Origin of the sequence: Pseudomonas sihuiensis (genome assembly GCF_900106015.1) — a bacterium.
Lineage (GTDB): Bacteria > Pseudomonadota > Gammaproteobacteria > Pseudomonadales > Pseudomonadaceae > Aquipseudomonas > Aquipseudomonas sihuiensis.
Genome location: NZ_LT629797.1, coordinates 4,347,185 through 4,372,958 on the forward strand (window position 1 = coordinate 4,347,185; position 25,774 = coordinate 4,372,958).

The 25,774-nt window shown below is 64.4% G+C and carries 21 protein-coding genes; 6 read left to right on the plus strand and 15 right to left on the minus strand.

Annotated features, from left to right (window positions below; all coding sequences use genetic code 11):
• Positions 1-13 precede the first annotated feature (13 nt).
• The 3 genes from BLT86_RS20460 (at position 14) to BLT86_RS20470 (ending at position 5,551) form a co-directional block, all read left to right on the plus strand.
• Positions 14-2,107: a PQQ-dependent dehydrogenase, methanol/ethanol family gene (locus BLT86_RS20460; protein WP_092379213.1), complete on the plus strand. Its 2,094-nt coding sequence runs from the start codon at positions 14-16 to the stop codon at positions 2,105-2,107.
• A gap of 89 nt (positions 2,108-2,196) precedes the next feature.
• Complete coding sequence (locus BLT86_RS20465) at positions 2,197-3,063, plus strand: transporter (RefSeq protein WP_092379217.1); 867 nt, start codon at positions 2,197-2,199, stop codon at positions 3,061-3,063.
• Positions 3,064-3,475: 412 nt separating this feature from the next.
• Complete coding sequence (locus tag BLT86_RS20470) at positions 3,476-5,551, plus strand: TonB-dependent receptor family protein (protein ID WP_092379221.1); 2,076 nt, start codon at positions 3,476-3,478, stop codon at positions 5,549-5,551.
• Between the two features lie 582 nt (positions 5,552-6,133).
• On the opposite strand, the gene paaZ is transcribed toward BLT86_RS20470, so the two are convergent.
• The 15 genes from paaZ to paaF form a co-directional block, all read right to left on the minus strand.
• A complete protein-coding gene (gene paaZ / locus BLT86_RS20475; protein WP_092379224.1) occupies positions 6,134-8,194 on the minus strand; it encodes a phenylacetic acid degradation bifunctional protein PaaZ in 2,061 nt (686 codons plus the stop codon).
• Positions 8,195-8,252: 58 nt separating this feature from the next.
• Complete coding sequence (locus BLT86_RS20480) at positions 8,253-9,485, minus strand: OprD family porin (protein WP_092379227.1); 1,233 nt, start codon at positions 9,483-9,485, stop codon at positions 8,253-8,255.
• A gap of 28 nt (positions 9,486-9,513) precedes the next feature.
• The gene (locus BLT86_RS20485; protein ID WP_092379229.1) at positions 9,514-11,157 is read right to left on the minus strand and encodes a cation acetate symporter; all 1,644 of its coding nucleotides are present in this window, start codon (positions 11,155-11,157) and stop codon (positions 9,514-9,516) included.
• Complete coding sequence (locus tag BLT86_RS20490) at positions 11,154-11,462, minus strand: DUF485 domain-containing protein (protein ID WP_061237238.1); 309 nt, start codon at positions 11,460-11,462, stop codon at positions 11,154-11,156. The genes BLT86_RS20485 and BLT86_RS20490 overlap by 4 nt, the downstream gene beginning before the upstream one ends.
• Before the next feature lie 164 nt (positions 11,463-11,626).
• Positions 11,627-12,703: a 1,2-phenylacetyl-CoA epoxidase subunit PaaE gene (gene paaE, locus BLT86_RS20495; protein ID WP_092379232.1), complete on the minus strand. Its 1,077-nt coding sequence runs from the start codon at positions 12,701-12,703 to the stop codon at positions 11,627-11,629.
• Positions 12,704-12,754: 51 nt separating this feature from the next.
• A complete protein-coding gene (gene paaD / locus BLT86_RS20500; protein ID WP_061237242.1) occupies positions 12,755-13,279 on the minus strand; it encodes a 1,2-phenylacetyl-CoA epoxidase subunit PaaD in 525 nt (174 codons plus the stop codon).
• The gene (paaC, locus tag BLT86_RS20505; RefSeq protein WP_092379235.1) at positions 13,266-14,027 is read right to left on the minus strand and encodes a 1,2-phenylacetyl-CoA epoxidase subunit PaaC; all 762 of its coding nucleotides are present in this window, start codon (positions 14,025-14,027) and stop codon (positions 13,266-13,268) included. Before paaC ends, paaD begins: the two co-directional genes overlap by 14 nt.
• Positions 14,028-14,037: 10 nt before the next feature.
• The gene (gene paaB / locus BLT86_RS20510; RefSeq protein ID WP_061237246.1) at positions 14,038-14,319 is read right to left on the minus strand and encodes a 1,2-phenylacetyl-CoA epoxidase subunit PaaB; all 282 of its coding nucleotides are present in this window, start codon (positions 14,317-14,319) and stop codon (positions 14,038-14,040) included.
• 50 nt (positions 14,320-14,369) lie between these two features.
• A complete protein-coding gene (paaA, locus tag BLT86_RS20515) occupies positions 14,370-15,362 on the minus strand; it encodes a 1,2-phenylacetyl-CoA epoxidase subunit PaaA (RefSeq protein WP_092379239.1) in 993 nt (330 codons plus the stop codon).
• A 416-nt stretch (positions 15,363-15,778) separates the two neighbouring features.
• Positions 15,779-17,095: a phenylacetate--CoA ligase PaaK gene (gene paaK / locus BLT86_RS20520; RefSeq protein ID WP_092379242.1), complete on the minus strand. Its 1,317-nt coding sequence runs from the start codon at positions 17,093-17,095 to the stop codon at positions 15,779-15,781.
• 171 nt (positions 17,096-17,266) lie between these two features.
• Positions 17,267-18,487 (minus strand): 3-oxoadipyl-CoA thiolase, encoded by a 1,221-nt coding sequence (pcaF, locus tag BLT86_RS20525; RefSeq protein WP_092379245.1) that lies wholly within the window; start codon positions 18,485-18,487, stop codon positions 17,267-17,269.
• Positions 18,480-18,929, minus strand: a complete 450-nt coding sequence (paaI, locus tag BLT86_RS20530) for a hydroxyphenylacetyl-CoA thioesterase PaaI (RefSeq protein WP_061237255.1) — start codon at positions 18,927-18,929, stop codon at positions 18,480-18,482. The genes pcaF and paaI overlap by 8 nt, the downstream gene beginning before the upstream one ends.
• Positions 18,916-20,439 (minus strand): 3-hydroxyacyl-CoA dehydrogenase PaaH, encoded by a 1,524-nt coding sequence (gene paaH, locus BLT86_RS20535; RefSeq protein ID WP_092379248.1) that lies wholly within the window; start codon positions 20,437-20,439, stop codon positions 18,916-18,918. Before paaH ends, paaI begins: the two co-directional genes overlap by 14 nt.
• Before the next feature lie 3 nt (positions 20,440-20,442).
• A complete protein-coding gene (gene paaG / locus BLT86_RS20540) occupies positions 20,443-21,234 on the minus strand; it encodes a 2-(1,2-epoxy-1,2-dihydrophenyl)acetyl-CoA isomerase PaaG (protein WP_092379251.1) in 792 nt (263 codons plus the stop codon).
• Between the two features lie 41 nt (positions 21,235-21,275).
• Entirely contained in the window at positions 21,276-22,049 is a 774-nt protein-coding gene (paaF, locus tag BLT86_RS20545) for a 2,3-dehydroadipyl-CoA hydratase PaaF (protein WP_092379254.1), read from the minus strand.
• Between the two features lie 397 nt (positions 22,050-22,446).
• Here paaF and paaN point away from each other — a divergent pair, with 397 nt between their 5' ends.
• The 3 genes from paaN (at position 22,447) to paaX (ending at position 25,757) form a co-directional block, all read left to right on the plus strand.
• Positions 22,447-24,156 (plus strand): phenylacetic acid degradation protein PaaN, encoded by a 1,710-nt coding sequence (gene paaN / locus BLT86_RS20550; RefSeq protein WP_092379257.1) that lies wholly within the window; start codon positions 22,447-22,449, stop codon positions 24,154-24,156.
• Positions 24,143-24,742, plus strand: coding sequence for a phenylacetic acid degradation protein PaaY (paaY, locus tag BLT86_RS20555; RefSeq protein WP_092379260.1), 600 nt, complete (start codon positions 24,143-24,145; stop codon positions 24,740-24,742). Before paaN ends, paaY begins: the two co-directional genes overlap by 14 nt.
• Positions 24,743-24,833: 91 nt before the next feature.
• Positions 24,834-25,757, plus strand: a complete 924-nt coding sequence (gene paaX, locus BLT86_RS20560) for a phenylacetic acid degradation operon negative regulatory protein PaaX (RefSeq protein WP_092379263.1) — start codon at positions 24,834-24,836, stop codon at positions 25,755-25,757.
• The last annotated feature ends 17 nt before the right edge of the window (positions 25,758-25,774 follow it).

Genomic DNA, 25,774 nt, shown 5'->3' on the forward strand with positions numbered 1-25,774 from the left:
GATAAATATAAAAATGAAACTCTTGATGCCGCTTTCCTTGCTTTGCTTAGCCACGCTCGCCCACGCGGCCCCCCCCGGCAACATCGACGCCAACCGTCTGCTCAATGCCAATCAGGACGCTGCAAACTGGCTTGCTCACGGTCGCACCTATGACGAGCAGCGTTTCAGTCCTCTGACTCGCATCAACGACCAGAACGTCGCCAGCCTAGGCTTGGCCTGGACGCAAAAGCTCGACATTGACCGCGGCACCGAGGCTACCCCAATCGTGGTCGACGGGGTGATGTATACCACCGGCGCCTTCAGCATCGTCTACGCCTTCGACGCTGCCACCGGCAAACCGCTGTGGAAGTACGACCCCAAGATCCCCATGGAAAAACTCAGCCAGGGCTGCTGCGACGTGGTCAACCGCGGCGTGGCTGTGTGGCAGGGTAAGGTCTATGTAGGTAGCTTCGATGGCCGCCTGATCGCCCTCGACGCCGGCACCGGCAAGGAGGTCTGGAGTGTTGACACCGTCCTGGATCCCAGCAAAAGCTACACCATCACCGGTGCCCCTCGTATCGTCAAAGGTAAGGTGCTGATCGGCAACGGTGGCGCCGAGTTTGGCGTGCGTGGATATGTCACCGCCTACGACGCCGACACCGGCAAACAAGCCTGGCGCTTCTTTACCGTGCCCGGCGACCCCGCACTGCCCCCTGAAAACGAAGCTATGGCCAAGGCCATGAAAACCTGGAAGGGCAGCGGCTGGGTCAAGTGGGGTGGTGGTGGCACTGTCTGGGACTCGATGTCCTATGATCCCGAGCTAGATCTGCTCTACATTGGAACTGGCAACGGCTCGCCTTGGAATTACCAGTTCCGCAGTCAGGGTGAAGGTGACAACCTGTACCTGTCCTCGATTGTCGCGTTGCGCCCCGAAACCGGCGAATACGTATGGCACTTTCAGGTGACCCCGGGCGACCGCTGGGACTTCACCGCCACCCAGCAGATCATCTTGGCCGACATCCAGATTGCCGGCAAAACCCGGAAGGTGCTGATGCAGGCCCCTAAGAACGGTTTTTTCTACGTGATCGACCGTACCAACGGTGAGTTCATCTCGGGCAATAACTTTGTGCAGGTGAATTGGGCTAGCGGCCTTGACCCCAAGACAGGACGCCCAATCCTCACTGAGCAGTCCGACTACTCCAAAGCCCCCAAGGTAGTGCAGCCGAGTTTTCTCGGGGGGCATAGCTGGCACCCAATGTCGTTCAATCCCCAGACCGGCTATGTGTACATCCCAGCTCAGGAAACCATGGCCGAACTCAAGGCCGCCGACCAGCCGCTTTTCTTGCCGACCAAGTCGGTCGTGAACTTCGGCTTGGACGTTCCCGATCTGCCGGAAGATCCGAAAATTCTCAGTCAGATTCGTAGCGCTTGGCGTGGTCACCTGATCGCCTGGGATCCAATCAAGCAGAAGGCTGCCTGGATCCATGACTATGTCGAATCGGGCAATGGCGGCACCCTGAGTACCGCAGGCAACCTGGTTTTTCAGGGCACCTCCGATGGTCGCGTGATGGCTTTCAGTGCCGATAAGGGTGAGCAACTGTGGGAGCATCGCGCCAACTCCGGGGTGCTCGGCGGGCCGGTCACCTACGAAGTCAAGGGTGAGCAGTATGTGGCGTTCATGGCCGGCTGGGGCGGGATCATGCCGCTGATCGCAGGTCCGTTGACCGACAAGGGTAAGGTGCAACCTGAGTCACGTGTTTTAGTGTTCAAGCTCGGCGCTAAAGGTGAGTTGCCGCCGCCGCGCAAGGCTCCGGTACTTCCCCCGCACGTGCCAGCCTTGACGGCTTCGGTGGATGAAATCGCTCAGGGACGCACCCTGTTTAACGGTATGTGTGGTGCCTGCCACGGCCTCAACGCGGCCAGTGGGGGAGTTATCCCGGATCTACGCTACCTGAGCGCCGACAAGCACCAAGCTTTCGTCGGTATCGTCAGCGGCGCGTTCATGAACAAGGGCATGCCGAGCTTCGCAGGGGTGCTGGACATGCCGCAGATGCAATTGATTCATCAATACATCATTAAGCGCAGTCTCGATCTACGCGCTGCCACCGAAGCCGCCGTTGCGCACTAACCCATCCCCTAGACCCGCTCGCAAATCCTTGCGAGCGGGCAAGCCTCAAACCGTTCCAATAACAATTAACTGGTAGAAAGGTGAACCCCATGAAAACGCTTTTGCACAAAAGTGGCGCCTTGCTGTGCTCGCTGATCCTTGCGTTATGCGCTACCCCTGCGCTTGCTGATGTCAAGCCTGACTCTGGCGACTACGCTGCATTGCCTGCCGGCACCGACCTAGCCTTGCTGTACCAGCAGAACCCGCGCATCGACCGCCTTTACAGTGGCGGCAAGCGCGTTGCCGACAATATGGATCTGGATTTGACTGTTGAGGTTTTGCGTCTGGTGCATTTTACAGAGTTCTTCAATACCGGCCTGATTTGGGATCCACAGATTGTGATTCCTTATGGCCATCAGGAAATCGGTGTCAACGGGCAGAAAAACAAGGGCATCGGCGACATCACTTTTGGCGCTACTGTATGGACTCTGGCCGACATGGAGCGCAACCGCCACCTAGGCTGGTCGCTGTTCATCACTGCGCCCACCGGCGACGATAAGAACCAGGGCTTTGCTCTGAGCAACAACCGCTGGGCAGCGGATTTCCAGGTGGGCTACGTGCATGGCTTCAATGAGCGCTGGACGTGGGATGTGATTGCCGAAACCGAGTTCTATCAGGAACAGCGGGATACCGGCGCTCGCCGCGAACCGCTGATGCAGTTGCACAACCATCTGCGTTACAACTTCACCCCGGCCACCTCGCTGGCGCTGTCATACCGCCACAACTGGGGCTCGCGCGAGACCTTGGATGGGCAGACTCTGCAAACTAGCCATAACAACGGAACAATAGGGCTGTCGGCCACGACGATGCTTGGCAAACAATGGCAACTGATGGGGCAGTACTGGCGGGATGTGGAGGTGCGTTCTGGGCCGATGGTCGACCATTCGCTGCAGTTCCGTCTGGCGTATATCTACTAGTTGAGAGGCGACTCGGAGGGCTTGAGCCGTCGGTTAGCGCGAGTGGGATAAGACAGTGCCAGCAACACCGGCTTGCGGAGTGCCTAGCTCCATAGGCATACACTCTCGTTGAGCCTATGGAGCTTACTCAGTCGGCTGCGCTGTAGCGTCGCTATTTTTGTGATGGGGCCTCTGTCATCCAAGTCCTCACGTTCATACCCAGTCTCAGGCCTTTGGCGATGCAGTTTTTATTGATCAGATTGAAGGCGTTGGGAGGGGGGAAGTTGGCTTGGTATGTACCGTCTTCCGGGATGGATAGCCATAGGCGTTCGTTGACCTGGTGCACCAAGACAGCGACTGCTCTGCCGCGAGGAAATCATCGGCTGCATCTAACTAGGGATACAAATAAGTTGAAATTGACTAAGGACTGCTCATGCGTTTCAAGCTGACCTGCATTGTCCTGTTGCCCGGGCTTGCAATGGCCGAGCAGACGCCCTACGAGTTCGACGAACTGGTGATCACCGGCAGCCGCTACCAAGCCAGCGGCTGGCAACTGCCCTTCTCGGTCAACCGCATCGATGCCGAGCAGGCGACGCTGGGCAAACCAGGCGTCAACCTGTCCGAAGCCCTAGGCAGCGTGCCGGGGGTGGTGGCGCAGAACCGCCAGAACTATGCGCAGGACCTGCAGATTTCCTCGCGCGGCTTTGGCGCGCGTTCGGCCTTCGGCATCCGTGGCATCAAGCTATTGGCCGACGGTGTGCCACTGTCCAACCCCGACGGTCAGGGCCAGGCGGCGACGTTCGATCTCGATACCCTGGAGCGCATCGAGGTGCTACGCGGTCCCTTCGCTAGCGTCTACGGCAGCAACTCAGGCGGCGTCATCCAGATGTTTTCACGCGATGGCGAAGGTGCGCCCAAGGTGTCCGTCGACACCTCGCAGGCTGCCTACAGCACCAGTCGTACCCGGGTCGCCGCCGAGGGCGGCAACGACAAGGCCGGCTTCATCATCAATCGCTCGCACTTCGAGACCGATGGCTACCGCGACCACAGCGGCGCCATCCTCGACAAGACCTTCGCCAAGCTGACCCTGTACCCGGATGACGCGAGCAAGCTCAGCCTGAGCGTCAGCGAACTGGATCAGAACGACACACAAGACCCGCAGGGTCTGACCTGGGCGCAGGTACAGAACAACCTCCGCGCCGCCGCCCCCAGCGCCCTGCTGTTCAACACACGCAAGACCGTCGACCATCGCCAGTTCGCCCTTAACTACGAGCGCAGCTTCGCCGCCGGCACCTGGCAGAGCACGGTCTACAGCGGTACACGACGGGTGATCCAATACCAGTCGATTGGCAAATCGTTCCAAGAAAACAACCCAACACAATCTGGTGGAGTGATCGATTTCGAACGGCGCTTCCACGGTATTGGCAACCGCTGGATCCAGTCGTTCGACCTCGGCAGCAGCCTGCTGACCATCACCACCGGCCTGGATTACGACCATTCACGCGACGATCGCCAGGGCTATGAGAACTTCGTCGGCAGCACCCTGGGCGTCAAAGGCGATCTGCGCCGCGACGAGCGTAACGAGGTCACCAGCCTGTCGCCCTATGTCCAGGCTGCCTGGCAGCTGGGCAAGCTCGACCTGCAGGCCGGCCTGCGCCACAACCAGGTGGAATTCGAGGTGGACGACCGCTTCCTGAGCAATGGCGATGACAGCGGCTCGGTCACCTACCGCGAGCTGACGCCAACCCTGGGCGCCAGCTACGCCTTGTCGCCAGACCTGAATGTCTACGCCAGTTGGGGCAAGGGTGTGGAGACGCCGACGCTTAACGAGTTGTCCTATTCGGGCGCCGACAACAGCTTCGGCTTCGACCTCAAGCCGGCCACCAGCGAGCAGTTCGAAGTTGGCCTCAAGGCGCGTCTGGGCGAGGCGAGCAGCCTGCAACTGGCGCTGTTTCAGATCGATACCGACGACGAACTGGTGGTCGAATCAGCCAGTGGCGGTCGCTCACGCTTCCAGAATGCCGCCCAGACCCGCCGTCGCGGCGTCGAGCTGGCTCTGGAAAGCCAGCTGAGCGAAACCCTGCGCGCCAATCTCGCCTACACCCAGATCGATGCCGTCTACAGCCAGGACTTCACCAGCAACGGCCGGCTGATCGAGTCGGGCAACCACCTGCCGGGCATTCCCGCGCGCACCCTCTATGGTGAGCTGGCCTGGCAACCGCTGGAATGGTTCAGCAGCAGCGTCGAAGGCCTTTATCGCAGCAAGCTCTACGTCGAGGACAGCAACACCGCCAAGGCGGCGCCCAGCTACGCGCTGTTCAACTGGCAGGCGCGCTTCGAACAGAAGGCCGGCGCGCTGACCTTCAACCAGGTGCTGCGTATCGACAACCTGCTGGATCGCCAGTACATCGGCTCGGTGATCGTCGGCGATGGCAACGGCCGCTATTACGAACCCGGCCCTGAGCGCGCCTGGTATGTCGGCGCAGGCGTGCAGTACCAGTTTGATTGATTAGGGGCGGGGCAGATGAGCTCCGTTCTCCTACCTGCTGAGGTAACTCACTGTTAGAGCGCTGAGGAACAGAGCACTTCATCAACAGTAAGTTGTAGTCGTCCGTCAGGTGGTCGCACAGTACATCGGCCTCGGCCTGTCCTTGGTTGCTCAGCCAAGTTCTGACATCCACTCTGTTTCAGGCTCCTGGAAATGCCTCATTGGAGGGTTGTTCCTGTCGTTACGATGACGGCTCCTACCCGCCTTGATACGGGTAGTGCCAGAGTATCTGCCGAAATTCAATGCTGGTGTAGTGGGCAACCCTGATCAGGGTGAAACAATTAGCTGTTGCGGGCATTTTCGGGGCTCGTAATTTCCGTGTCGTGATCTGCGAGTCAGGTCGATTGGATAGGTCTATCCAACGATGCGGGGGCATACAAGTCCATTACTGCATCCAGGTAGGAGTTAGATCAAGCGATTACCTGCGCAGACGTATGTCACCACACCGCGTTGGGCTGGGGCGCTCACTTTGAACTGTCGAAGAGGGCTCGCTTCATGAGGAAACCGGCCCGAGGGCCGGTTGTTCAGCGTTTTTAACCTGCGTTACTGCGCCTGTGGACGTTTCAGTACTAGGGTCAGGATGTCGTAGCTGGCTACCAGCTCGCCGAGCTGGTTGCTGACTTCCACATCCCAGGCCACCACGCCCTGAGGCTCGCCTTTGGGGCTCTTCTTGCCCTGGTCGATCTTGCGTTTGCAGGTCAGGCGCGCCTGGATGGTGTCGCCGATGCCCACCGGGTTGATGAAGCGCAGGGTGTCCAGGCCGTAGTTGGCCAGTACCGGGCCCGGTGCCGGGGAGACGAACAGGCCGGCGGCAGCGGAGAGCACGAAGTAGCCGTGGGCGATGCGTTTGCCGAACTGCGACTCCGTGGCTGCCAGCTCGTCGAAGTGCATATAGAAGTGATCGCCCGACAGGCAACCGAAGTTGACGATGTCCGCTTCGGTGACGGTGCGGCGGTGCGTCAGCAGGGATTCGCCGATCTGCAGTTCGTCGAAGTAACGGCGGAACGGATGCACCTCGGTCTCGATCACCTGGGCACCGCGCACGTGCTCGCGGGTCACCGCGGCCAGCATGCTCGGCGAGCCCTGGATGGCGGTGCGTTGCAGGTAATGCTTCACTGCACGCACGCCGCCCAGCTCCTCGCCGCCGCCGGCCCGGCCCGGGCCGCCGTGCTTGAGCACCGGCAACGGTGAGCCGTGGCCGGTGGATTCGGCAGCGGCTTCGCGGTCGAGGATGTGTACGCGGCCATGCAGGGCGGCCATCACCGGCACTGCACGGGCGGCGACGGCCGCATCCTTGGTGACCAGGCTGGCCACCAGGCTGCCCTTGCCGCGGGCGGCCAGGGCGATGGCTTCGTCCAGGTCGTCGTAGGCCATCAGGGTGCTGACCGGGCCGAAGGCCTCGATGTCGTGGGCACCGCCTTCGGCGTGCGGATCGCGTGCACGCAGCAGGGTGGGGGCGAAGAAGGCACCTTCGTTGACGCCCTCGCCACGGGGGGCGAAGCCGTCCTGGGCGCCGAACAGCAACTCGCTACCGGCCAACAGGGCTTGCAGGCGCTCGCCAACGTCAGCCTGCTGCGCGTGGGAGGCCAGCGCGCCCATCTTCACGCCCTCCACCGAGGGGTCGCCCACCACTACCTTGGCCAGGCGCTCACGCAGGCGCTCGGCCACGGCGTCGATGTGTTTCGCCGGGACGATGGCACGGCGGATGGCGGTGCACTTCTGCCCGGCCTTGACGGTCATCTCGCGGGCCACTTCCTTGACGAACAGGTCGAACTCCGTATCGTCCGGGGTGACTTCCGGGGCGAGGATGGCGCAGTTCAGCGAGTCGGCCTCGGCGTTGAAGGGGATCGAGTTGCGCACCAGGTTGGCGTTGACCCGCAGCTTGGCGGCGGTGTCGGCGGAGCCGGTGAAGGTCACCACGTCCTGGCCTTGCAGGCGGTCCAGCAGGTCACCGGTGCCGCCGATGATCAGTTGCAGGCTGCCTTCGGGCAGCAGGCCGGACTCATGCATCAGGCGCACCGTGGCCTCGGTCAGGTAGCTGGTGGCGCTGGCCGGTTTGATGATGCAGGGCATGCCGGCGAGGAAGGTGGGGGCGAACTTTTCCAGCATCCCCCAGATGGGGAAGTTGAAGGCGTTGATGTGCACGGCCAGGCCGCCGCGCGGCACCAGGATGTGGCTGCCGGCGAACAGGTTCTGCTTGCCCAGGGGCATGGCCGGGCCTTCGTGGACGATGTTGCCGGAGGGCAGCTCACGGGCGCCGACGCCGGCATAGGCGAACAGGGTGCCGGTGCCGCCCTCGATGTCGATCCAGCTGTCGGCACGGGTGGCGCCGCTGTGGTGGGAAATGGCGTAGAGCTGTTCCTTGCGCTCGTTGAGGTACAGCGCCAGGGCCTTGAGGCGCGCGGCGCGCTGCTGGAAGTCCAGGGCCATGAGCGCCGGGATGCCGCGCGAGCGACCGAAGTCCAGGGCTTCGGCGAAGTCCAGCGCCTCTTCGTGGGTGCGGAACAGGGGCTGGCCGTTGACCGCGCTGCGCAGTAGCTGGGCGCCGTGTTGGCCGATCCAGCGGCCACCGATGAAGCTTTGCAGGGTGGGGGCGTTGCTCATGGGAATTCTCCGTGACAAAGGCCGGCACCAGGGGTGCCGGCCGGGGTTCGTGGTTGGCCTACCAGAGGGCGAGGGTGTAGCCGAGGATCAGGCGGTTCTCGTCGAGGTCGGTGCTCAGGCCGTTGCCCGAGCGGAAGGTGACGTTGCGCCAGCGCAGGCTCAGGCCCTTGAGGTCGCCGCTCTGGATGACGTAGGCGAGGTCGCTGTCGCGTTCCCACTCTTCGCCGTGATCACCGCTGGCGGTCTTGGCGTTGCGGCCGTCGACGTAGCGGGTCATGAAGCTCAGGCCCGGCAGGCCAACGGCGGCGAAGTCATAGTCGTAGCGCAGTTGCCAGGCGTCCTCCTCGGCGCGGGTGAAGGTGTTGTAGGTCACCAGGTTCACCACGTAAGGGTCGCCGCCGTTGAGGAAGGGAAAGGCGCTGCTGCCGGACATGCGCTGGAACGCGGCGCTGATGCGGTGCCCACCCTGGCTCAGGCTGAACATGGCGTTGAGGTTACGGTTGTCGATGCGCCCGGCATGTGCGGCGCCGTCGCCACGGCTGTCGAAGTAGCGCAGGTCGCTCTTCAGGCTGAAGCCGCCGGGCAGCGGCAAGCTGTGCACCAGGCCGGCGAACTGCTGACGGTAGATGTCGTCGAGCTTGCCGTAGTAGTAGCTGGCCGCTAGCTGCGGGGTGATGGCGTAGGTGCCGCCGGCGAAATCGAAGGCATCGCTGCTGGCGGCGCCGTAGCCGATGTCGTCACGGCCGGAGGAGTCGCGCAGGTTGACGCGGGTCAGGCGGCCGCCGTTGAGGGTCAGACCGTCGACCTCCTGGCTGGTCAGCATCCCGCCCTGGAAGGTGGAGGACAGCAGGCGGGTGTCGTTGTAGCTGACCACCGGTAGCTGCGGCTGCAAGGTGCCCAGGCGCAGCACGCTGTTGGCGGCGCGCAGCTTGGCGGTCAGACCCAGTTCGCTGTAGTCGTCCACCGGCTGCTTGTCGGCGGGATCGAAGGGCAGCAGGCCGGTGCCACGGCGGTCGCGGCTGGAATCCAGCTTGACGCCCAACTGGCCGATGGCGTCGAGGCCGATACCGACGCTGCCTTCGGTGAAACCGGAACTGATCCGCGCGGTGAAGCCCTGGGCCCATTCTTCGGCCTTGGACTGGCCCGCGCCGTGCTGGCGGAAGTCGCGGTTGAGGTAGTGGTTGCGCAGCTCCAGGCTGGCCTTGCTGTCGTCGATGAAGCCGGCCAGGGCCGGTGTGGCCAGAGGCAGGGCCAGGGTGGCGAGCAGTGTGGTGGTGCGGTTGAGGTTCATTGTTGTTGTGTCCGTCAATCCGTTGGAGTCAGTGGCGGCTGGCAGCGCTGGCGCCGATGCCGGTCATGGAGCGGATGAACTGCGCCAGGTAGCGGCCGCGCTCCTGCCGGGCGCGCTCGGAGGTGTCGGTCACCGAGAGCAGCCAGGCACTGAAGAAAGCCAGGCTCATGGAGAACAGCGCCGGGTTGGCGTAAGGGAACAGCGGCGTTTCGTGGTGCAGCACGTTGACCCACACCGCCGGGCTCAGCACCAGCAGGACGATGGCCGAGAGCAGCCCGGCAAGGCTGCCGGCGACCGCGCCCCGAGTGGTCAGGCCCTTCCAGAACATGGAGAGGAACAGCACCGGGAAGTTGACCGAGGCGGCGATGGCCAGCACCAGGCCGGAGAGGAAGGCGATGTTCTGCGACTCGAAGAGCAGGCCGAGGATCACCGCCAGCACGCCGATGCCGAGGGTGGCGATACGCGAGACGCGCATTTCCTCGCGCTCGCTGGCCTTGCCTTTGCGCAGTACGCAGGCATACAGGTCGTGGGACACCGCCGAGGCACCGGAGAGTGCCAGCCCGGCCACCACGGCGAGAATGGTGGCGAAGGCCACGGCGGAGATGAAACCGAGGAACAGGCTGCCGCCCACCGCCTGGGACAGGTGCACCGCCACCATGTTGCCGCCGCCGATGATGGCGCCGGCGGCGTCACGGAACTCGGGATTGGTGCCGACCATGACGATGGCGCCGAAGCCGACCACGATCAGCAGCAGATAGAAGTAACCGATGAAGCCGGTGGCGTAGAACACGCTCTTGCGCGCTTCACGGGCGTCGCTGACGGTGAAGAAACGCATGAGGATGTGCGGCAGACCGGCGGTGCCGAACATCATGCCCAGGGCCAGGGAGATGGCGTCGATGGGGTTCGACAACAGCCCGCCCGGGGCCATGATCGCGCTGCCCTTGGCGTGCACCTCGGTGGCGGCGGCGAACATCGCCTCGGTGCTGAAACCGAAGTGGCGCAGCACCATGAAGGCCATGAAACTGGTGCCGGAGAGCAGTAGCACGGCCTTGATGATCTGTACCCAGGTGGTGGCCAGCATGCCGCCGAAGGTCACGTAGAAGACCATCAGCACGCCCACCAGCAGCACGGCTTGCAGGTACGACAGGCCGAACAGCAGCTCGATCAGCTTGCCGGCGCCGACCATCTGCGCCACCAGGTAGAGCAGCGCCACGGTCAGGGTGCCGAAGGCGGCGGTGATGCGGATCGGGCTCTGCTCCAGGCGGTAGGACACCACGTCCGCGAAGGTGTACTTGCCCAGGTTGCGCAGGCGTTCGGCGATCAGGAACAGGATGATCGGCCAGCCGGCGAGCACGCCCAGGGCGTACAGCAGGCCGTCGTAGCCGTTCATGAACATCATCGCCGAGATGCCCAGGAAGGACGCCGCGCTGATCATGTCGCCGGCGATTGCCAGGCCGTTCTGGAAGCCGCTGAGGCCGCCGCCGGCGGTGTAGAAGTCGGCGGTGGAGCGGGTGCGCAGCGCGGCCCAGCGGGTAATGCCGAGGGTGAACAGGACGAAGGCCAGGAACATGTAGATGGCCGTCCAGTTCAGTGGGCGGCCGCTGTCGGCGGCAAAGGCCAGCGGCGAGGCCAGCAGGCCGGCGCCGAGCAGCAGGGAGGTGAGTGCTTTCATGGGGCGAGCACCTCTTTGACCTTGTCGTTGAGCGGGTCGATGACGCTGTTGGTCTGCGCGACGTAGATGCCGGTCAGGGCGAACGACAGCAGGATCACGCCGACGCCCACCAGCATGCCGACGCTGGTGACGCCGCCGCTGAGGGACTGGCCGAGCGCGCCGGGGGCGAAGGCCACCAGCAGCACGAAGCCGTAGTAGATGACCAGCATGGCGGCGGTGAGGGACCAGGTGAGACGCTGCTTGCGCCGTACCAGCTGGATGAAGTCCGGGTGCTGGCTGATGCGTTCGAGGTCGTGCGGGCTCATGTTTGCTCTCTCTTGTTGTGGTTGTAGAGGCGGTGCAACGCAGGTGAAGCGGGTGGAGTCCTTTGTAGGAGCGAGCTCTGCTCGCGAGCGAACACATGCTCAAGCCAACGTTTCGCCAGCAGAGCTCGCTCCTACGATTCGGGTGAGGCCTTGGCAGGGCGCTGTCAGAGTTGGTCGAAGTCGAGGACGACCTTTTCGCTGACCGGATAGGACTGGCACGAGAGCACGTAGCCGGCGGCCACCTCGTAGTCCTCCAGGGCGAAGTTGCTGTCCATTTCCACCTCGCCTTCGATGACCTTGCACTTGCAGGTGGAGCACACCCCGGCCTTGCACGAGTAGGGCAGTTCCAGGCCCTGGGCGTTGCCGGCGTCGAGCACGCTCTGGGTGTTGCGTGGCAGCTCGAAGTTCAGGGCGCGGCCGTCGCTGATGACGGTGATCTGGCTGCTGACGCTGTCGGCGCTGCGGGCTGCCTCGCGTGCTTCGCGGCGAGCGGCGCCGCCTTCGCTGGCGAACAGCTCGAAGTGGATGCGCTCGCTGGGCATGCCGTGCTCGCGCAATTGCTCCCGCACGGTTTCGGTCATGCTCTGCGGGCCGCAGATAAAGGCGGCGTCCAGCGCATCGACCTGGATCCAGCGGCTGAACAGCTGGCTGCATTTGCCGGCATCGATATGACCGTTGTACAGATCCACGTCCTGTTGCTCGCGGCTGAACACGAAGATCAGGTTGAGGCGTTGCAGGTAGCGGTTCTTCAGATCCTCCAACTGCTCACGAAACAGTGCCGAGGCGCTGGAGCGGTTGCCGTAGAGCAGGGTGAAGCGGCTTTGCGGTTCGCACTCGAGGGTGGTCTTGATGATCGACAGGATCGGCGTGATGCCGCTGCCGGCGGCCACGGCTAGGTAGTTGCCGCGACGGCTGGGCTCGATGGGCACGAAGAAGCGGCCATCCGGCGGCATGACTTCGAGCTGCTGGCCGACCCGTAGCTGGTCGTTGGCATAGCTGGAGAAACGGCCACCGGCTACGCGCTTGATGGCCACCCGCAGCTCGCCATCGCCGGTGCCGGTGCAGATGGAGTAGGAGCGCCGTACTTCCTCGCCGTCCAGCTCGGTGCGCAGCACCAGGTACTGGCCCTGGGTGAAGTGGAAGGCGTCGGCCAGGTCGCCGGGAACGTCGAAGGCGATGGACACCGCGTCACGGGTTTCGGCGCGGACGTCCTTGATGGTCAGGCTGTGGAACTTGCTCATTGTTGTTCTCCGGCGGAGAAACATTGCGCTCGCGACGTTTCTCCCGCTCCTCTAGATGCACTTGAAGTAATCGAATGGTTCCAGGCAGTCCTTGCAGCGGTGCAGGGCCTTGCAGGCGGTGGAGCCGAATTCGCTGAGCCGTTCGGTATGAGCACTGCCGCACTGCGGGCAGCAGATCTCCACCTCTTCGCCGAGCAGGCTGCGCTTGCTGGCGCTGCCCTGTGGCGGGGCGATGCCGTAGGCGCGCAGCCGTTCACGGCCTGCGGCGCTGATCCAGTCCGTGGTCCAGGCGGGCGTCAGGCAGCGCTCTAGGCGCGGGGCGAAACCCGCCTGCAGCAGCGCCTGCTCGATGTCCCGTTCGATGACCTCGGTAGCCGGGCAGCCGGAGTAGGTGGGAGTCACCAGCACATGCAGGGTGCCGCCGTCGGGGCTCAGCGCGCGCACGATGCCGAGGTCGACCACGCTGACCACCGGGACTTCCGGGTCCATCACCGCGTCCAGTACCTGCCAGGCGCGATCGACGTCACCGGCCCCCAGGGGCGCGCGGTCGCTGGCGATCAGCTCACCAGCTGGCATCGGGGTAGGCCCGCTGAAGGAACTGCATTTCGGCCAGCAACAGACCCAGGTGCTCGGTATGCAGGCCGCGGCGCCCGGAAAGGTAGAAGTGGCTGGCTGCTTCCGGTACGGGCAGGGTGGCGCGGGCGAAGGTGTCGGCCACCTTGGCTTGCCAGCCGGCGGTGACGTCCTGCTGGGCGGGCGCGATGCCGGCCTCGAACAGGCGCTGCTCGACGTCGTCGGCATTCACCAGCTCGACGCTGAAGCGCCACAGTTCCTGCACGGCGGTGAGCATGCGCTGGTGGCTGTGCTCGGTGCCGTCACCCAGGCGCTGCACCCACTCGCTGGAGCGGCGCAGGTGGTAGGTGACTTCCTTGAGGGCCTTGGCGGCGATGCCGGCGATGCGTGCATCCGTGGAGCTGGACAGGCCGTGCAACACCTGGAAGTGCCAGGCGTCGTAGAGGAACTGCTTGGTCATGGTGACGGCGAAGTCGCCGTTGGGTTGCTCCACCAGCAGCAGGTTGCGGTAGGCGCGCTCATCGCGGCGGAAGGCCAGGTGATCGGCATCGTGGCCATCGTTGAGCAGTTCGGCGGCATATTCCAGCCAGTTGCGGGCCTGGCCCACCAGGTCGAGGCCGACGTTCATCAACGCCAGTTCCTCTTCCAGGGCTGGAGCGCGGCCACACCATTCGCACAGGCGCTGGCCCTGGATCAGGGCACTGTCGCCGAGGCGCAGGAGGTATTCGATCAGATCGTGCTGGGCGGTCATGGCTGGTGCCTCACATGTGGCCGACTTCGGCGGGCAACTCGTAGAAACTGGCGTGGCGGTAGACCTTGTCCTGGGATGGGTCGAACAGCGGCTCTTTTTCGTCCGGGGAAGAGGCGGTGATCAGTGCCGAGGGCACCACCCACAGGCTCACGCCCTCGTTGCGTCGGGTGTACAGCTCGCGGGCGTTCTCGATGGCCATTGGCGCATCGGCGGCATGCACGCTGCCGACATGCTTGTGGTTGAGGCCGTGCTTGCTGCGGACGAAGACCTCGAAAAGGGTCCATTCACTCATGTGCGTATCTCCTCGCGCTGGCCCGCATTGGCGGGGCAGGGGTTGTCGGTTCAGGCGGCGTCGCGTTTGTGTTGTTGTTTGCGCGCATAAGCCACGGCGGCTTCACGCACCCAGGCACCGTCTTCGATGGCCTTGCGGCGGGTGGCGATGCGTTCGTGGTTGCAGGGGCCGTTGCCTTTGAGCACGGCGTAGAACTCGCTCCAGTCGATCTCGCCGAAGTCGTAATGGCCGCGTTCTTCGTTCCACTTCAGGTCGGGGTCGGGGGCCGTGCAGCCGAGCAACTGCAGTTGCGGCACGGTCTGGTCGATGAAGCGCTGGCGCAGCTCGTCGTTGCTCTGGCGCTTGATCTTCCAGGCCATGGACTGGGCGCTGTTGGGGGAGTCGGCATCGCTGGGGCCGAACATCATCAGGGCCGGCCACCAGAGGCGGTTGATGGCGTCCTGCACCATGTCCTTCTGCGCCTGGTTACCGTGACGCATCATGTGCAGGAGGATTTCGTAGCCCTGGCGCTGGTGGAAGGACTCTTCCTTGCAGATGCGGACCATGGCGCGCGAGTAGGGGCCGTAGGAGGTGCGTTGCAGCACCACCTGATTGACGATCGCAGCACCGTCCACCAGCCAGCCCACGGCACCCATGTCGGCCCAGTTCAGGGTCGGGTAGTTGAAGATGCTCGAGTACTTCACCTTGCCGGCATGCAGCTTGGCGATTTCCTCGTCCCGGCAGGCGCCGAGGGTTTCCATGGCGCTGTACAGGTACAGGCCGTGGCCAGCTTCGTCCTGGATCTTGGCCATCAATTGCAGCTTGCGCTTGAGGGTCGGGGCGCGGGTCACCCAGTTGCCTTCGGGCAGCATGCCGACGATTTCCGAGTGGGCGTGCTGGGACATCTGCCGGATCAGCGTCTGGCGGTAACCGTCGGGCATCCAGTTCTTCGGTTCGATCTTGATTTCAGCGTCGATCTTTTCCTGGAAGGCGCGTTCCTCGGGAGGCATTTCCTCCAGCGTCTTCACGCGCTTCACGCCGGTCTCAACCAATTGTGCGTACATGCCGTTCTCCAGCTGTGCGGGGTTCGTGGGGTGGCGTTGCCATGGTGATATTTTTAAATGATACGTAAAAAAATATCAAACACTAAAATATGTATCGAATTAGATTTTTGTATCGTATCTGAAGGCCGTCCTCATGCTTTCTGGTCATGAGCGAGGAAGGGGGAAGCGCCATGAGTGCGCTTGGAGACCGATAGCGTCTCGCGGCAATAGAATTTTCCGTGGCGTAGATAGCGCCCAGAGCCGTGGCACGGGATGCTCTATAAAGAGATACGAAAATATATTCTTGTTTTATATTTCGGTTTTATTTGGCGAGCGAATGCAGCCGTGAGGCAGTCGGCTGCATCTCGGGTTGTTGTCGGTGATAGGGGGTAGGCGTGCGAGGCGCTCGCAATGCAGCGCCTCGCACAGTGGTGCGCTTACTGGTTGCGCTTGTCGTACACGTGGCAGGCCTTGCCTTCGGAGCGCTTCAGCGAATAGCTGGGACGCAGGACGATGCGCGAGCTGATGCCGATGTAGGTCTTGATGTGCTTCGACAACTCGTTGCACAGGGACTGCTGCTGGGCTTCGCCCAGGCCATCGTGCTCGTGCTTGAGTTCGACATGGATCTCGATGCTGTCCAGATTGCCGTTGCGGAACAGGTGGATCTCGTAGTTCTCGGAGAGCTGGCGAACCTTCAGCACCTGCTCTTCGATCTGGGTCGGGAACACGTTCACGCCACGGATGATCAGCATGTCGTCGCTGCGGCCGGTGATCTTGTCCATGCGCCGCATCGGGCGTGCGGTTCCAGGCAGCAGGCGGGTGAGGTCGCGGGTGCGGTAGCGGATCATCGGCAGCGCCTCTTTGGACAGGGAGGTGAACACCAGCTCGCCGTACTCGCCGTCCGGTAGCACCTGGCCGGTCACCGGGTCGATGATCTCGGGGTAGAAGTGGTCTTCCCAGATGGTCGGGCCATCCTTGCTTTCGGCGCATTCCATGGCGACACCTGGCCCCATGATTTCCGACAGGCCGTAGATGTCCAGGGCGGTGATGCCCAGGCGCTCCTCGATGGCCCGGCGCAGCTCGGCCGTCCAGGGTTCGGCGCCGAAGATGCCGAGGCGCAGCGCCAGCTTGTGCGGGTCGATGCCCTGGCGCTCGATCTCGTCCGCCAGGTTCAGCATGTACGACGGCGTGACCATGATGATGTCGGGCTGGAAGTCGCGGATCAGTTGCACCTGCTTCTCGGTCTGGCCACCGGACATGGGGATCACGGTGCAGCCCAGGCGCTCGGCGCCGTAATGCGCGCCGAGGCCGCCGGTGAACAGGCCGTAGCCGTAGGAGATATGCACCTTGTCGCCCTTGCGCCCGCCGGCTGCGCGAATCGAGCGCGCCACCACGTTGGCCCAGGTGTCGATGTCGTTCTGCGTGTAGCCCACCACGGTTGGTTTGCCGGTGGTGCCGCTGGAGGCATGGACGCGCACGACCTCGCTCTGTGGCACGGCGAACATGCCGAAGGGGTAGTTGTCGCGCAGGTCACCCTTGCTGGTGAAGGGGAACTTGGCCAGGTCGTCCAGTGACTTGAGGTCGTCCGGGTGTATGCCGGCCTCGTCGAAGCGGCGGCGGTAGAGTGGCACGTTGTCGTAGGCGTGTTTCAGGCTCCAGCGCATGCGCTGCAGCTGGTGCTGGCGCAGTTCATCGACGCTGGCGGTTTCGATCGGGTCAAGCAGGGCACGTTGGGCATCATGGTACATGTTCATGGTTTCACTCGAGTTGTTCTTGTACGCCAGCCCGGCAGGGGCCGCGAGTGTCATGAGGGAGCATAGCGCTCCCGGTTCTTGGGGTAGTTCGCGCTCCGTGTCAGAGTCTTTGCTGTGCCTGCCAGTCCGCCGCTTTCACGATGAATGGCAGGGCGTGCGCTCCTTCGTGAGTCAAATTCGTTCGATGATCAGGGCGATGCCCTGGCCTACGCCGATGCACATGGTGCACAAGGCGTAGCGGCCACCGCGTTCTTCCAGTTCATGCAGGGCGGTGGTGACCAGGCGGGCGCCGCTCATGCCCAGTGGATGGCCGAGGGCGATGGCGCCGCCGTTGGGGTTGACCCTGGCGTCGTCGTCGGCCAGGCCCAGTTCGCGCAGCACGGCCAGGCCCTGGGCGGCGAAGGCTTCGTTGAGTTCGATCACGTCCATCTCGGCCAGGGTCAGCCCGGTCAGCTCCAGCACCTTGCGGGTGGCTGGCACCGGGCCGATGCCCATGATGCGTGGCTCGACCCCGGCGCTGGCCATGCCGACCACTCTGGCGCGGGCCTTCAGCCCGTGCTGGCGGGCGGCGGCGGGGCTGGCCAGGAGCAGGGCGCAGGCGCCGTCGTTGACGCCCGAGGCGTTGCCGGCGGTGACCGAGCCGCCGGCGCGGAACGGCGTGCCCAGTCTGGCCAGTTGCTCCAGGGTGGTGTCGCCACGCGGATGTTCGTCCTGGCTCACTACCTTGGGTGGCCCTTTGCGCTGGGCAATCTCCACGGCGACGATCTCTTTCGCCAGGCGCCCGTTGGCCTGCGCGGCGGCAGCGCGCTGCTGGCTGCGCAGGGCAAAGGCGTCCTGGTCGGCGCGGGAGATGGCGAATTGCGCGGCGACGTTTTCGGCCGTCTCCGGCATGGAGTCGATGCCGAACTCGGCCTGCATCAGCGGGTTGACGAAGCGCCAGCCGATGGTGGTGTCGAACAGCTCGGCCTGGCGGGAGAAGGCGGTTTCCGCCTTGCCCATTACCAGTGGCGCGCGGGACATGGACTCGACGCCGCCAGCGATCATCAGTCCGGCCTCGCCGCAGCGCAGGGCACGCGCCGCGCTGCCCACGGCATCGAGGCCGGAACCGCACAGGCGGTTGAGGGTGGTGCCGGGTACGCTCTGCGGCAGGCCGGCGAGCAGCGCGGCCATGCGCGCGACGTTGCGGTTGTCCTCGCCGGCCTGGTTGGCGCAGCCATAGATCACGTCGTCCACCGCGTTCCAGTCCAGCTCCGGGTGGCGCTCGCGCAGGGCGCGAATGGGGATGGCGCCGAGGTCGTCGGCACGCACGCTGGCGAGCGCGCCGGCATAGCGGCCGATGGGGGTGCGCACGGCGTCGATGATCAGGGCATCGTGCAGTTGGGCGTCATTCATCAGGGGTCTCCTGCGCCAGCACTGTGCCGCGCACTCTGTAGGATTTGCCGTGGAACAGGGCGATCAGTTGCCCGTTCTGGTTCTCGATACGCACGTCGTAGTTGCCGGTGCGTCCGCTGCGGCTCTGCTCGCTGGCCTGGGCGGTAAGGGTGTCACCCAGGCTGGCCGGGGCCACATAGTCGATGCTGCAGCCGATGGCCACGGTGGCCTCGTTATAGCTGTTGCAGGCAAAGGCGAAGGCCGAGTCGGCCAGGGCGAACAGGTAGCCGCCGTGGCAGGTGCCGTGGCCCTGGACCATGTCGGCGCGCACGCTCATGCCGACTTGTGCCTGGCCGGGTGCCACGGAGATCAGGCGCATGCCCATGGCCTGGCTGGCGCTGTCGCGCTCGAACAGCGCGCGGCCGCACTCCACTGCCAATGACAGTGCTTCATAGTTGGTCATGGAAGACTCTCCCTTCGGCGGCATGACGCCGCAGCAGCAGTGATGGGCGGTAGCGGGTTTCGCCGTAGGCCGCCTGCAGGTTGTCGAGAATGCGCAGCACGCAGGGCAGGCCGATGGCGTCGGCCCAGGCCAGCGGCCCCCGGGGGTAATTGACGCCGGCCTGCATGGCCAGGTCGATGTCCGCCGCCGAGCCAACGCCTTGCAGCACGGCATCGGCGCCCTCGTTGGCGAGCATGGCGACGGTGCGCAGTACGGCGAGGCCCGGCAGGTCGGCCAGCGGGCTGGCCGTGATGCCGGCGCGTTGCAGCAGCGCCACGGCCTGGTCGCGGGCGAGTTTGGAGGTGTCGGCTGCCCAGCTGATGCCGAGGCGGCTGGCCTTGGTGTAGTCCAGCGCCAGATCCAGCAGCACCAGGTTGGCCAGGCCATCCTCGCGGGCACGCTGGCTGGCCAGGCGCCCATCGGAGAGTGCCAGCACCGCGTCACCGACCCGCAGCAGGCCGGCGCCGTCACGCCGGGTCACCGCCAGACCGGCGGCCTGCAGGCGTGCCAGCAGCGGCTCGGCCGCACCCAGGTCGCCCTCCACCACGCAGCCGTCGACGCTCAGGTCGCTGCTCAACTCGCTGGCGTTGGGGCGCTGGGCACCTTCGGCGTAGTCGTAGAAGCCGCGACCGCTCTTGCGGCCCAGGCGGCCGGCGTCGACCAGTTCCTTCTGGATCAGCGAAGGCTGGAAGCGGAAGTCGCCGTAGTAGGCGTCGAACACCGAGCAGGTGACGGCGTAGTTGACGTCATGGCCGATCAGGTCGGTGAGCTCGAAGGCGCCCATGCGAAAGCCACCGGCATCACGCAGCAGCGCATCGAGCGTGGCGCAGTCGGCGGCGCCTTCCTGCAGCAGGCGTAGGCTTTCGGCATAGAAGGGGCGCGCCACGCGATTGACGATGAAGCCCGGAGTGGAGCGGGTGTGCACCGGCTTCTTGTTCCAGGCTTTGGCGGTGGCATGCAGGCTGTCGGCCAGCGCAGGGTCGCTGTCCAGGCCCGATACGATCTCCACCAGAGCCATCAGCGGTGCCGGGTTGAAGAAGTGCATGCCGATCACCCGACCAGGGTGCTTCAGGCCGGTGGCCAGGCTGGTGATCGACAGCGACGAGGTGTTGCTGGCGAGGATGCAGGTGGGGGCGCACAGCGCTTCCAGTTCGCGCAGCAGGCTGCGTTTGACCTCCAGGTTCTCGACTATGGCTTCGATCACCAGGTGGGCATCGGCCAGCTCTTGCAGTGCGTCTGCAGGTTGCAGGCGAGCGACGATGGCACGTTGTGCGTCGGCGTCGAGCTTGCCTTTCTCGACCAGGCGAGCGAGCTGGCGGGCGATGCCCTCCACGGCCTGGGCGGCGGCGCCGGGGCGGTTGTCATAGAGGCGCACCGGATGGCCGGCCTGGGCCGCCACCTGGGCGATGCCGGCACCCATGGCGCCGGCGCCGATGACGGCGACGAGTGAGGTGTTGGGCAGGGCAGGCATGGCTCAGCGTCCTTTGAAGGCAGGGGTGCGTTTGGCCATGAAGGCGCTGACGCCCTCGCGGTAGTCCTCGCTGCGACCGGCCAGGCGCTGCAGATCGCGCTCCAGTTCCAGTTGCTCGTCGAAGCCGTTGTTCAGGCTGGCGTTGAGGCTGCGCTTGATCAGCGCCAGGCCGTAGGTGGGCTGGGTCGCCAGATGGCGGGCCAGCTTGAGGGCTTCGTCGCGCAGCTCGGCGTCGTCCACCACGCGGTAGATCAACCCCCACTGCTCGGCCTGCTCGGCGCTGAGGCGCTCGCCCAGCAGGGCCAGGGCCTTGGCACGGGCCATGCCGACCAGGCGTGGCAGGGTCCAGGTGCCGCCGGAGTCGGGGATCAGGCCGATCTTGCAGAAGGCCTGGATGAAGCTGGCGGAACGGGCGGCCAGCACCAGGTCGCAAGCCAGGGGGATATTGGCCCCGGCGCCGGCGGCGACCCCGTTGACCGCGCAGATCACCGGCATGGGCAGGTCGCGCAGGGTGCGGATCAGCGGGTTGTAGAACTGCTCGATGGAGGCGCCCAGATCCGGCGCGGCGCTGCCCGGCGCGACGTTGCGGTCGGCCAGATCCTGACCGGCGCAGAAGCCGCGGCCCTCGCCGGTCAGCAACAGGACGCGAACCTCCGGGTTCTGGCGTACCTGCTTGAGGGCTTCGCGGACTTCGCCGTGCATCTTGGCGTTGAAGCTGTTCAGTTGCTCTGGGCGGTTGAGGCTGAGGGTGGCGACACCCGCCTCGATGGCAAAGAGGATGTGGTCGAAGGTCATGTCTCGGGCGCTCCGGTGCGGCGGGAGAGGGTGGCCAGTGGTCACTGGCCGGTGAAGTCGGGGCGACGCTTTTCCTGGAAGGCGCGGATGCCTTCGTCGCGGTCGCGGGTGCCGGCGAGCAGGGTGAAGGCGTGGCGCTCGAAGCGCAGGCCGCTGGCCAGGTCGGTGTCCTCGGCCTTGAGCACGGCCTCTTTCGCCAGGCGCACGGCCAGCGGCGCCTTCTGGGCGATCAGGCGGGCGATGGCCATGGCCCGCTCGACCGTGAGCTCAGGCTGGGTCACTTCGCTGACCAGTCCGGCACGCAGGGCGTGGCGGGCGTCGATGGGCTCGCCACCGAGCACCATCTGCATGGCCAGGGATTTGCCCACCGCGCGTAGCAGACGCTGGGTGCCGCCAGCGCCGGGCATGATGCCGAGGTTGATTTCCGGCTGGCCGAAGCGCGCGTCCTCGCCGGCGATGAGGATGTCGGCGTGCATGGCCAGCTCGCAGCCTCCGCCCAAGCAGAAGCCATTGATGGCGGCGATCAGCGGTTTGCTGAAGCGGGTGATGCGCTGCCAGTGCGCCAGGCGTGGGTCATTGAGGATGCCCACCAGATCGCGCTCGGCCATTTCCTTGATATCGGCGCCGGCGGCGAATGCCTTGCGGCTGCCGGTGATGACCACCACGCGGTTGTTGATGTCCTGCTCGGCGAGATCCAGCTCGCTGGCCAGCTCGGCGAGCAATTCGGTGTTCAGCGCATTGAGCGCCTCGGGGCGCTGCAAGGTGATCAGGCGGACGCCCTGCTCTGGCTGCAGGACGGCAAGGGTACGAGGCATGGCGAACGTCCTCTGCTGCACGCGCGGCTTGGTGCCAGCCGCTCTTATTGATTAGTGGCTCGGGGCGGTGCCCTTCGCGGAGGCGAGCCGCTAGTTCACGGCTCGACCTGGCTTCGAGTATATGCGCGAAGCGATACAAAACAAGAGTAAAAAATAATATTTACGTGTCTTTTAGTGGTGAGAGTGGCGCGGACATGCGGTCGTGGGATTCCCCGAGCCATGCTCAGGCCTGGCTTTATTCGGCGTTCTTGACGTGTTTATGGGGCTTGCACAAGGGTGCTCGGCATCCGATACAGAAACTGGCGCTTTTCTATATTTTTCTTATGTGATACAAAAAATGAAACGAAGCGTGTTTATTTGCGCCATTTCAAGGCCTGTATGGGTCGAGGAGTTCTTCATGTCCACGCAAGCCCAGGTTGCCGCTATCGAGTTGTTCGAGCGTCACCGCCCGACCCTGCAACGTGCCGTCGAGGCCATTGGCGAGCGGGGCTACTGGTCGCCGTTCCCCGAGAGCCTCAAGCAGTACCCGGAGGCCTCGGTGCAGAACGCACAGGCGCAATTCGAGGCGCTGCTGGGGCGGCATTTCGAGCTGGAAGGGCCGGACCCGCTGGCACGAGTAGGGCGCGAGCGCTCCCCTTATGGGCTGGAGCTGGGCGTGAGCTACGACCAGTACGATGCCGATGCCCTGATGACGCGCCTGCAGGCGGCTCTGCCGGCCTGGCGTGATGCCGGGCCGCGCGCGCGCCTGGGGGCCTGCATGGAAATACTGCAGCGTCTCAATGCGTTGAGCCCGACGCTGGCGCATGCCGTGATGCATACCAGTGGGCAGGCTTACATGATGGCGTTCCAGGCTGGCGGGCCGCATGCCCAGGATCGTGCTCTGGAAGTGCTGGCCTATGCCTGGCAGGCCATGGCCGCGGTGCCGGAGACTGCCAGCTGGATCAAGCCACAGGGCAAGCAGGCGCCGCTGCTGTTGAACAAGCGCTGGCACATCGTGCCGCGTGGCCTGGCGTTGGTGATCGGCTGTTCCACCTTCCCGACCTGGAACACCTACCCCGGGCTGTTCGCCAGCCTGGTCAGCGGCAACCCGGTCATGGTCAAGGCGCACCCGGGCGCCATCCTGCCGCTGGCGATGAGCGTCAAGGTGGCGCAACAGGTGCTGGCTGAGCTGGGCTTCGATCCGGCCCTGGTCAGTCTTGTGGTCGATACCCCCGAGGCCCCCGTGAGTCAGCGCCTGGCGCTGGATGCGCGGGTGAAGTTGGTGGATTTCACCGGCTCCAGCGCCTTCGGCAACTGGCTGGAGGCCAATGCGCGGCAGGCTCAGGTCTTCACCGAGAAAGCTGGCATCAACAGCGTGATCATCGACAGCGTGCGGGATTTCCAGGCCGTGGCGCGCAACCTGGCGCTCTCTCTGAGTCTCTATTCCGGGCAGATGTGCACCACCCCTCAGGCCATCTATGTGCCGCGCGGCGGTATCGCCACGGCTGACGGCCATCTGTCCTTCGCTGAGGTGGCCCAGGGCCTGGCTGGCGCCATTCGGGACTTTCTCGGCGACAACGAGCGTGCTTGCGCGGTGCTCGGCGCCATCCAGTCGAACGCCACTGCCGAGCGTATCCAGGCTTGCCGGAGGCTGGGTGAACTACTGCTCGACAGCGAAGTGCGCGAGCATCCGCAGTTTCCAGGGGCGCGTGTGCGCACGCCGCTGCTGTTGCAGGTCGATGCCAGCGCCAGGGAGGCCTATGGCGAAGAACGTTTTGGCCCCATCGCCTTCGTCATCGCCACCGACGACAGTGCCCACAGCCTGCAACTTGCCGGTGAGCTGATCGCCGAGAAAGGCGCCCTGACCCTGGGCGTCTACAGCACCGACGACAAGGTGCTGGAGCGTGCCGAAGCGCTGGCCCAGGAGGTGGCGGTGGCATTGTCGATCAACCTCGATGGCGGCGTGCTGGTCAACCAGTCGGCTGCCTTCAGTGATTTTCATGCCAGCGGCGGCAACCCGGCGGCGAACGCCTCGATTACCGACATGGCCTTCGTCGTGCGGCGTTTCGTCGTGGTGCAGAGTCGCCGTCATGTCGCTGCCTGGGAGCGTGCCGATGACCTGCTATAGCCTCGATGGCCTGGTGCCTGTGGTGCACCCCACGGCCTACGTACATCCCAGCGCGGTGTTGATCGGCGACGTGATCATCGGCCCGGGCTGCTATGTCGGGCCGCTGGCCAGCCTGCGTGGCGATTTCGGCCGGATCATCCTCGAAGAAGGCGCCAACATCCAGGACACCTGCGTCATGCATGGCTTTCCCGACAGCGACACCGTGGTCGGGCGCAATGGCCATATCGGCCACGGCGCCGTGCTGCATGGCTGCCAAATTGGCGATGACGTACTGGTGGGCATGAATGCGGTGGTGATGGATGGCGCCGAGATCGCTGCGCGCTCCTTCGTCTCTGCCACTGCCTTTGTCAAGGCAGGTTTCAGCTGCCCCGAGCAGTCACTGGTGATGGGCGCGCCGGCGCAGGTCAAGCGCAGCCTCAGCGATGAGGAAGTGGCCTGGAAACGCACAGGCACCCATGAGTACCAGGTGCTGGCTCGGCGTTGCATGGAGAGCCTCGCGGTCTGCGAACCGCTGCCGGCCGTCGAGGCGCAGCGGCCACGCATCGCCGACCGGGGACTGCGGCCCAAGGGGAGTTCGTCGCCATGAGCCCGCTGAACTCGAAACGGCGCCCCGCGCCGATGGTCATGCCGAAGTACCAGCGGGTATATTCGGCATCTTTTCCGCTTCCAGAATGCCCATGACTTCGCTTGCTCCCTTGGACCAACTCATCACCCGCTTCCAGCAGCAGACGCCGATTCGCGTCAGCTCGCTGATCATCACCCTGTACGGCGATGCCATAGAACCCCATGGCGGTACCGTGTGGCTGGGTAGCCTGATTCAGTTGCTCGAGCCCATGGGCATCAACGAGCGGCTGATCCGCACCTCGATCTTTCGTCTGACCAAGGAAGGCTGGTTGAGCGCCGAGAAGGTCGGGCGGCGCAGTTACTACAGCCTGACCGGCGCCGGTCGGCGCCGCTTCGAGAAGGCCTTCAAGCGGGTCTACAGCTCCAGTGTGCCGGTGTGGGACGGTGCCTGGTGCCTGGTGGTGCTTTCGCAGTTGTCGCAGGACAAGCGCAAACAGGTGCGCGAAGAGCTGGAGTGGCAAGGTTTTGGTGCAATCGCGCCGACGGTGCTGGCCAACCCCCGCTGCGACCGGGTCGACGTCAGCGCGACGCTGCAGGAGCTCGATGCCCTGGACGACAGCATCATCTTCGAGACCCGCACCCAGGATGTCCTGGCTTCGAGAGCGCTACGCGCCCAGGTTCGCGAGAGCTGGAACATCGATGAGCTGGGCAGGCATTACAGTGAATTCATCCAGCTGTTCCGCCCGTTGTGGAAGGAACTGAGGGAGCAGGAAAGCCTGAAGCCTGCAGACTGCTTTCTGGCGCGAACCTTGCTGATCCATGAGTATCGCCGGTTGCTGCTGCGCGATCCGCAGTTGCCGGATGAGCTCCTCCCGGGCGACTGGGAAGGGCGTGCTGCACGTCAGCTGTGTCGCAATATTTACCGTCTCATCTATTGCAGTGCCGAGGCCTGGCTGAATGCCACGCTGGAAACGGCCGATGGCCCTCTGCCGGATGCCAGTGAAAGTTTCTATCAGCGTTTCGGAGGGCTAAAGTAGTAACTGCTGACGGTAAC

What these genes read in the sequence shown, in the direction of transcription:
- paaH (WP_092379248.1), bottom strand. Translation starts at nt 20,439, where the DNA reads ATGCCTGCCCTGCCCAACACCTCACTCGTCGCCGTCATCGGCGCCGGC.
- BLT86_RS20490 (WP_061237238.1), bottom strand. Translation starts at nt 11,462, where the DNA reads ATGAGCCCGCACGACCTCGAACGCATCAGCCAGCACCCGGACTTCATC.
- paaG (WP_092379251.1), bottom strand. Translation starts at nt 21,234, where the DNA reads ATGACCTTCGACCACATCCTCTTTGCCATCGAGGCGGGTGTCGCCACC.
- paaE (WP_092379232.1), bottom strand. Translation starts at nt 12,703, where the DNA reads ATGAGCAAGTTCCACAGCCTGACCATCAAGGACGTCCGCGCCGAAACC.
- paaD (WP_061237242.1), bottom strand. Translation starts at nt 13,279, where the DNA reads ATGCCAGCTGGTGAGCTGATCGCCAGCGACCGCGCGCCCCTGGGGGCC.
- paaZ (WP_092379224.1), bottom strand. Translation starts at nt 8,194, where the DNA reads ATGAGCAACGCCCCCACCCTGCAAAGCTTCATCGGTGGCCGCTGGATC.
- BLT86_RS20480 (WP_092379227.1), bottom strand. Translation starts at nt 9,485, where the DNA reads ATGAACCTCAACCGCACCACCACACTGCTCGCCACCCTGGCCCTGCCT.
- paaK (WP_092379242.1), bottom strand. Translation starts at nt 17,095, where the DNA reads ATGAACATGTACCATGATGCCCAACGTGCCCTGCTTGACCCGATCGAA.
- paaA (WP_092379239.1), bottom strand. Translation starts at nt 15,362, where the DNA reads ATGTACGCACAATTGGTTGAGACCGGCGTGAAGCGCGTGAAGACGCTG.
- BLT86_RS20465 (WP_092379217.1), top strand. Translation starts at nt 2,197, where the DNA reads ATGAAAACGCTTTTGCACAAAAGTGGCGCCTTGCTGTGCTCGCTGATC.
- BLT86_RS20460 (WP_092379213.1), top strand. Translation starts at nt 14, where the DNA reads ATGAAACTCTTGATGCCGCTTTCCTTGCTTTGCTTAGCCACGCTCGCC.
- BLT86_RS20470 (WP_092379221.1), top strand. Translation starts at nt 3,476, where the DNA reads ATGCGTTTCAAGCTGACCTGCATTGTCCTGTTGCCCGGGCTTGCAATG.
- paaY (WP_092379260.1), top strand. Translation starts at nt 24,143, where the DNA reads ATGACCTGCTATAGCCTCGATGGCCTGGTGCCTGTGGTGCACCCCACG.
- BLT86_RS20485 (WP_092379229.1), bottom strand. Translation starts at nt 11,157, where the DNA reads ATGAAAGCACTCACCTCCCTGCTGCTCGGCGCCGGCCTGCTGGCCTCG.
- pcaF (WP_092379245.1), bottom strand. Translation starts at nt 18,487, where the DNA reads ATGAATGACGCCCAACTGCACGATGCCCTGATCATCGACGCCGTGCGC.
- paaF (WP_092379254.1), bottom strand. Translation starts at nt 22,049, where the DNA reads ATGCCTCGTACCCTTGCCGTCCTGCAGCCAGAGCAGGGCGTCCGCCTG.
- paaI (WP_061237255.1), bottom strand. Translation starts at nt 18,929, where the DNA reads ATGACCAACTATGAAGCACTGTCATTGGCAGTGGAGTGCGGCCGCGCG.
- paaX (WP_092379263.1), top strand. Translation starts at nt 24,834, where the DNA reads ATGACTTCGCTTGCTCCCTTGGACCAACTCATCACCCGCTTCCAGCAG.
- paaC (WP_092379235.1), bottom strand. Translation starts at nt 14,027, where the DNA reads ATGACCGCCCAGCACGATCTGATCGAATACCTCCTGCGCCTCGGCGAC.
- paaB (WP_061237246.1), bottom strand. Translation starts at nt 14,319, where the DNA reads ATGAGTGAATGGACCCTTTTCGAGGTCTTCGTCCGCAGCAAGCACGGC.
- paaN (WP_092379257.1), top strand. Translation starts at nt 22,447, where the DNA reads ATGTCCACGCAAGCCCAGGTTGCCGCTATCGAGTTGTTCGAGCGTCAC.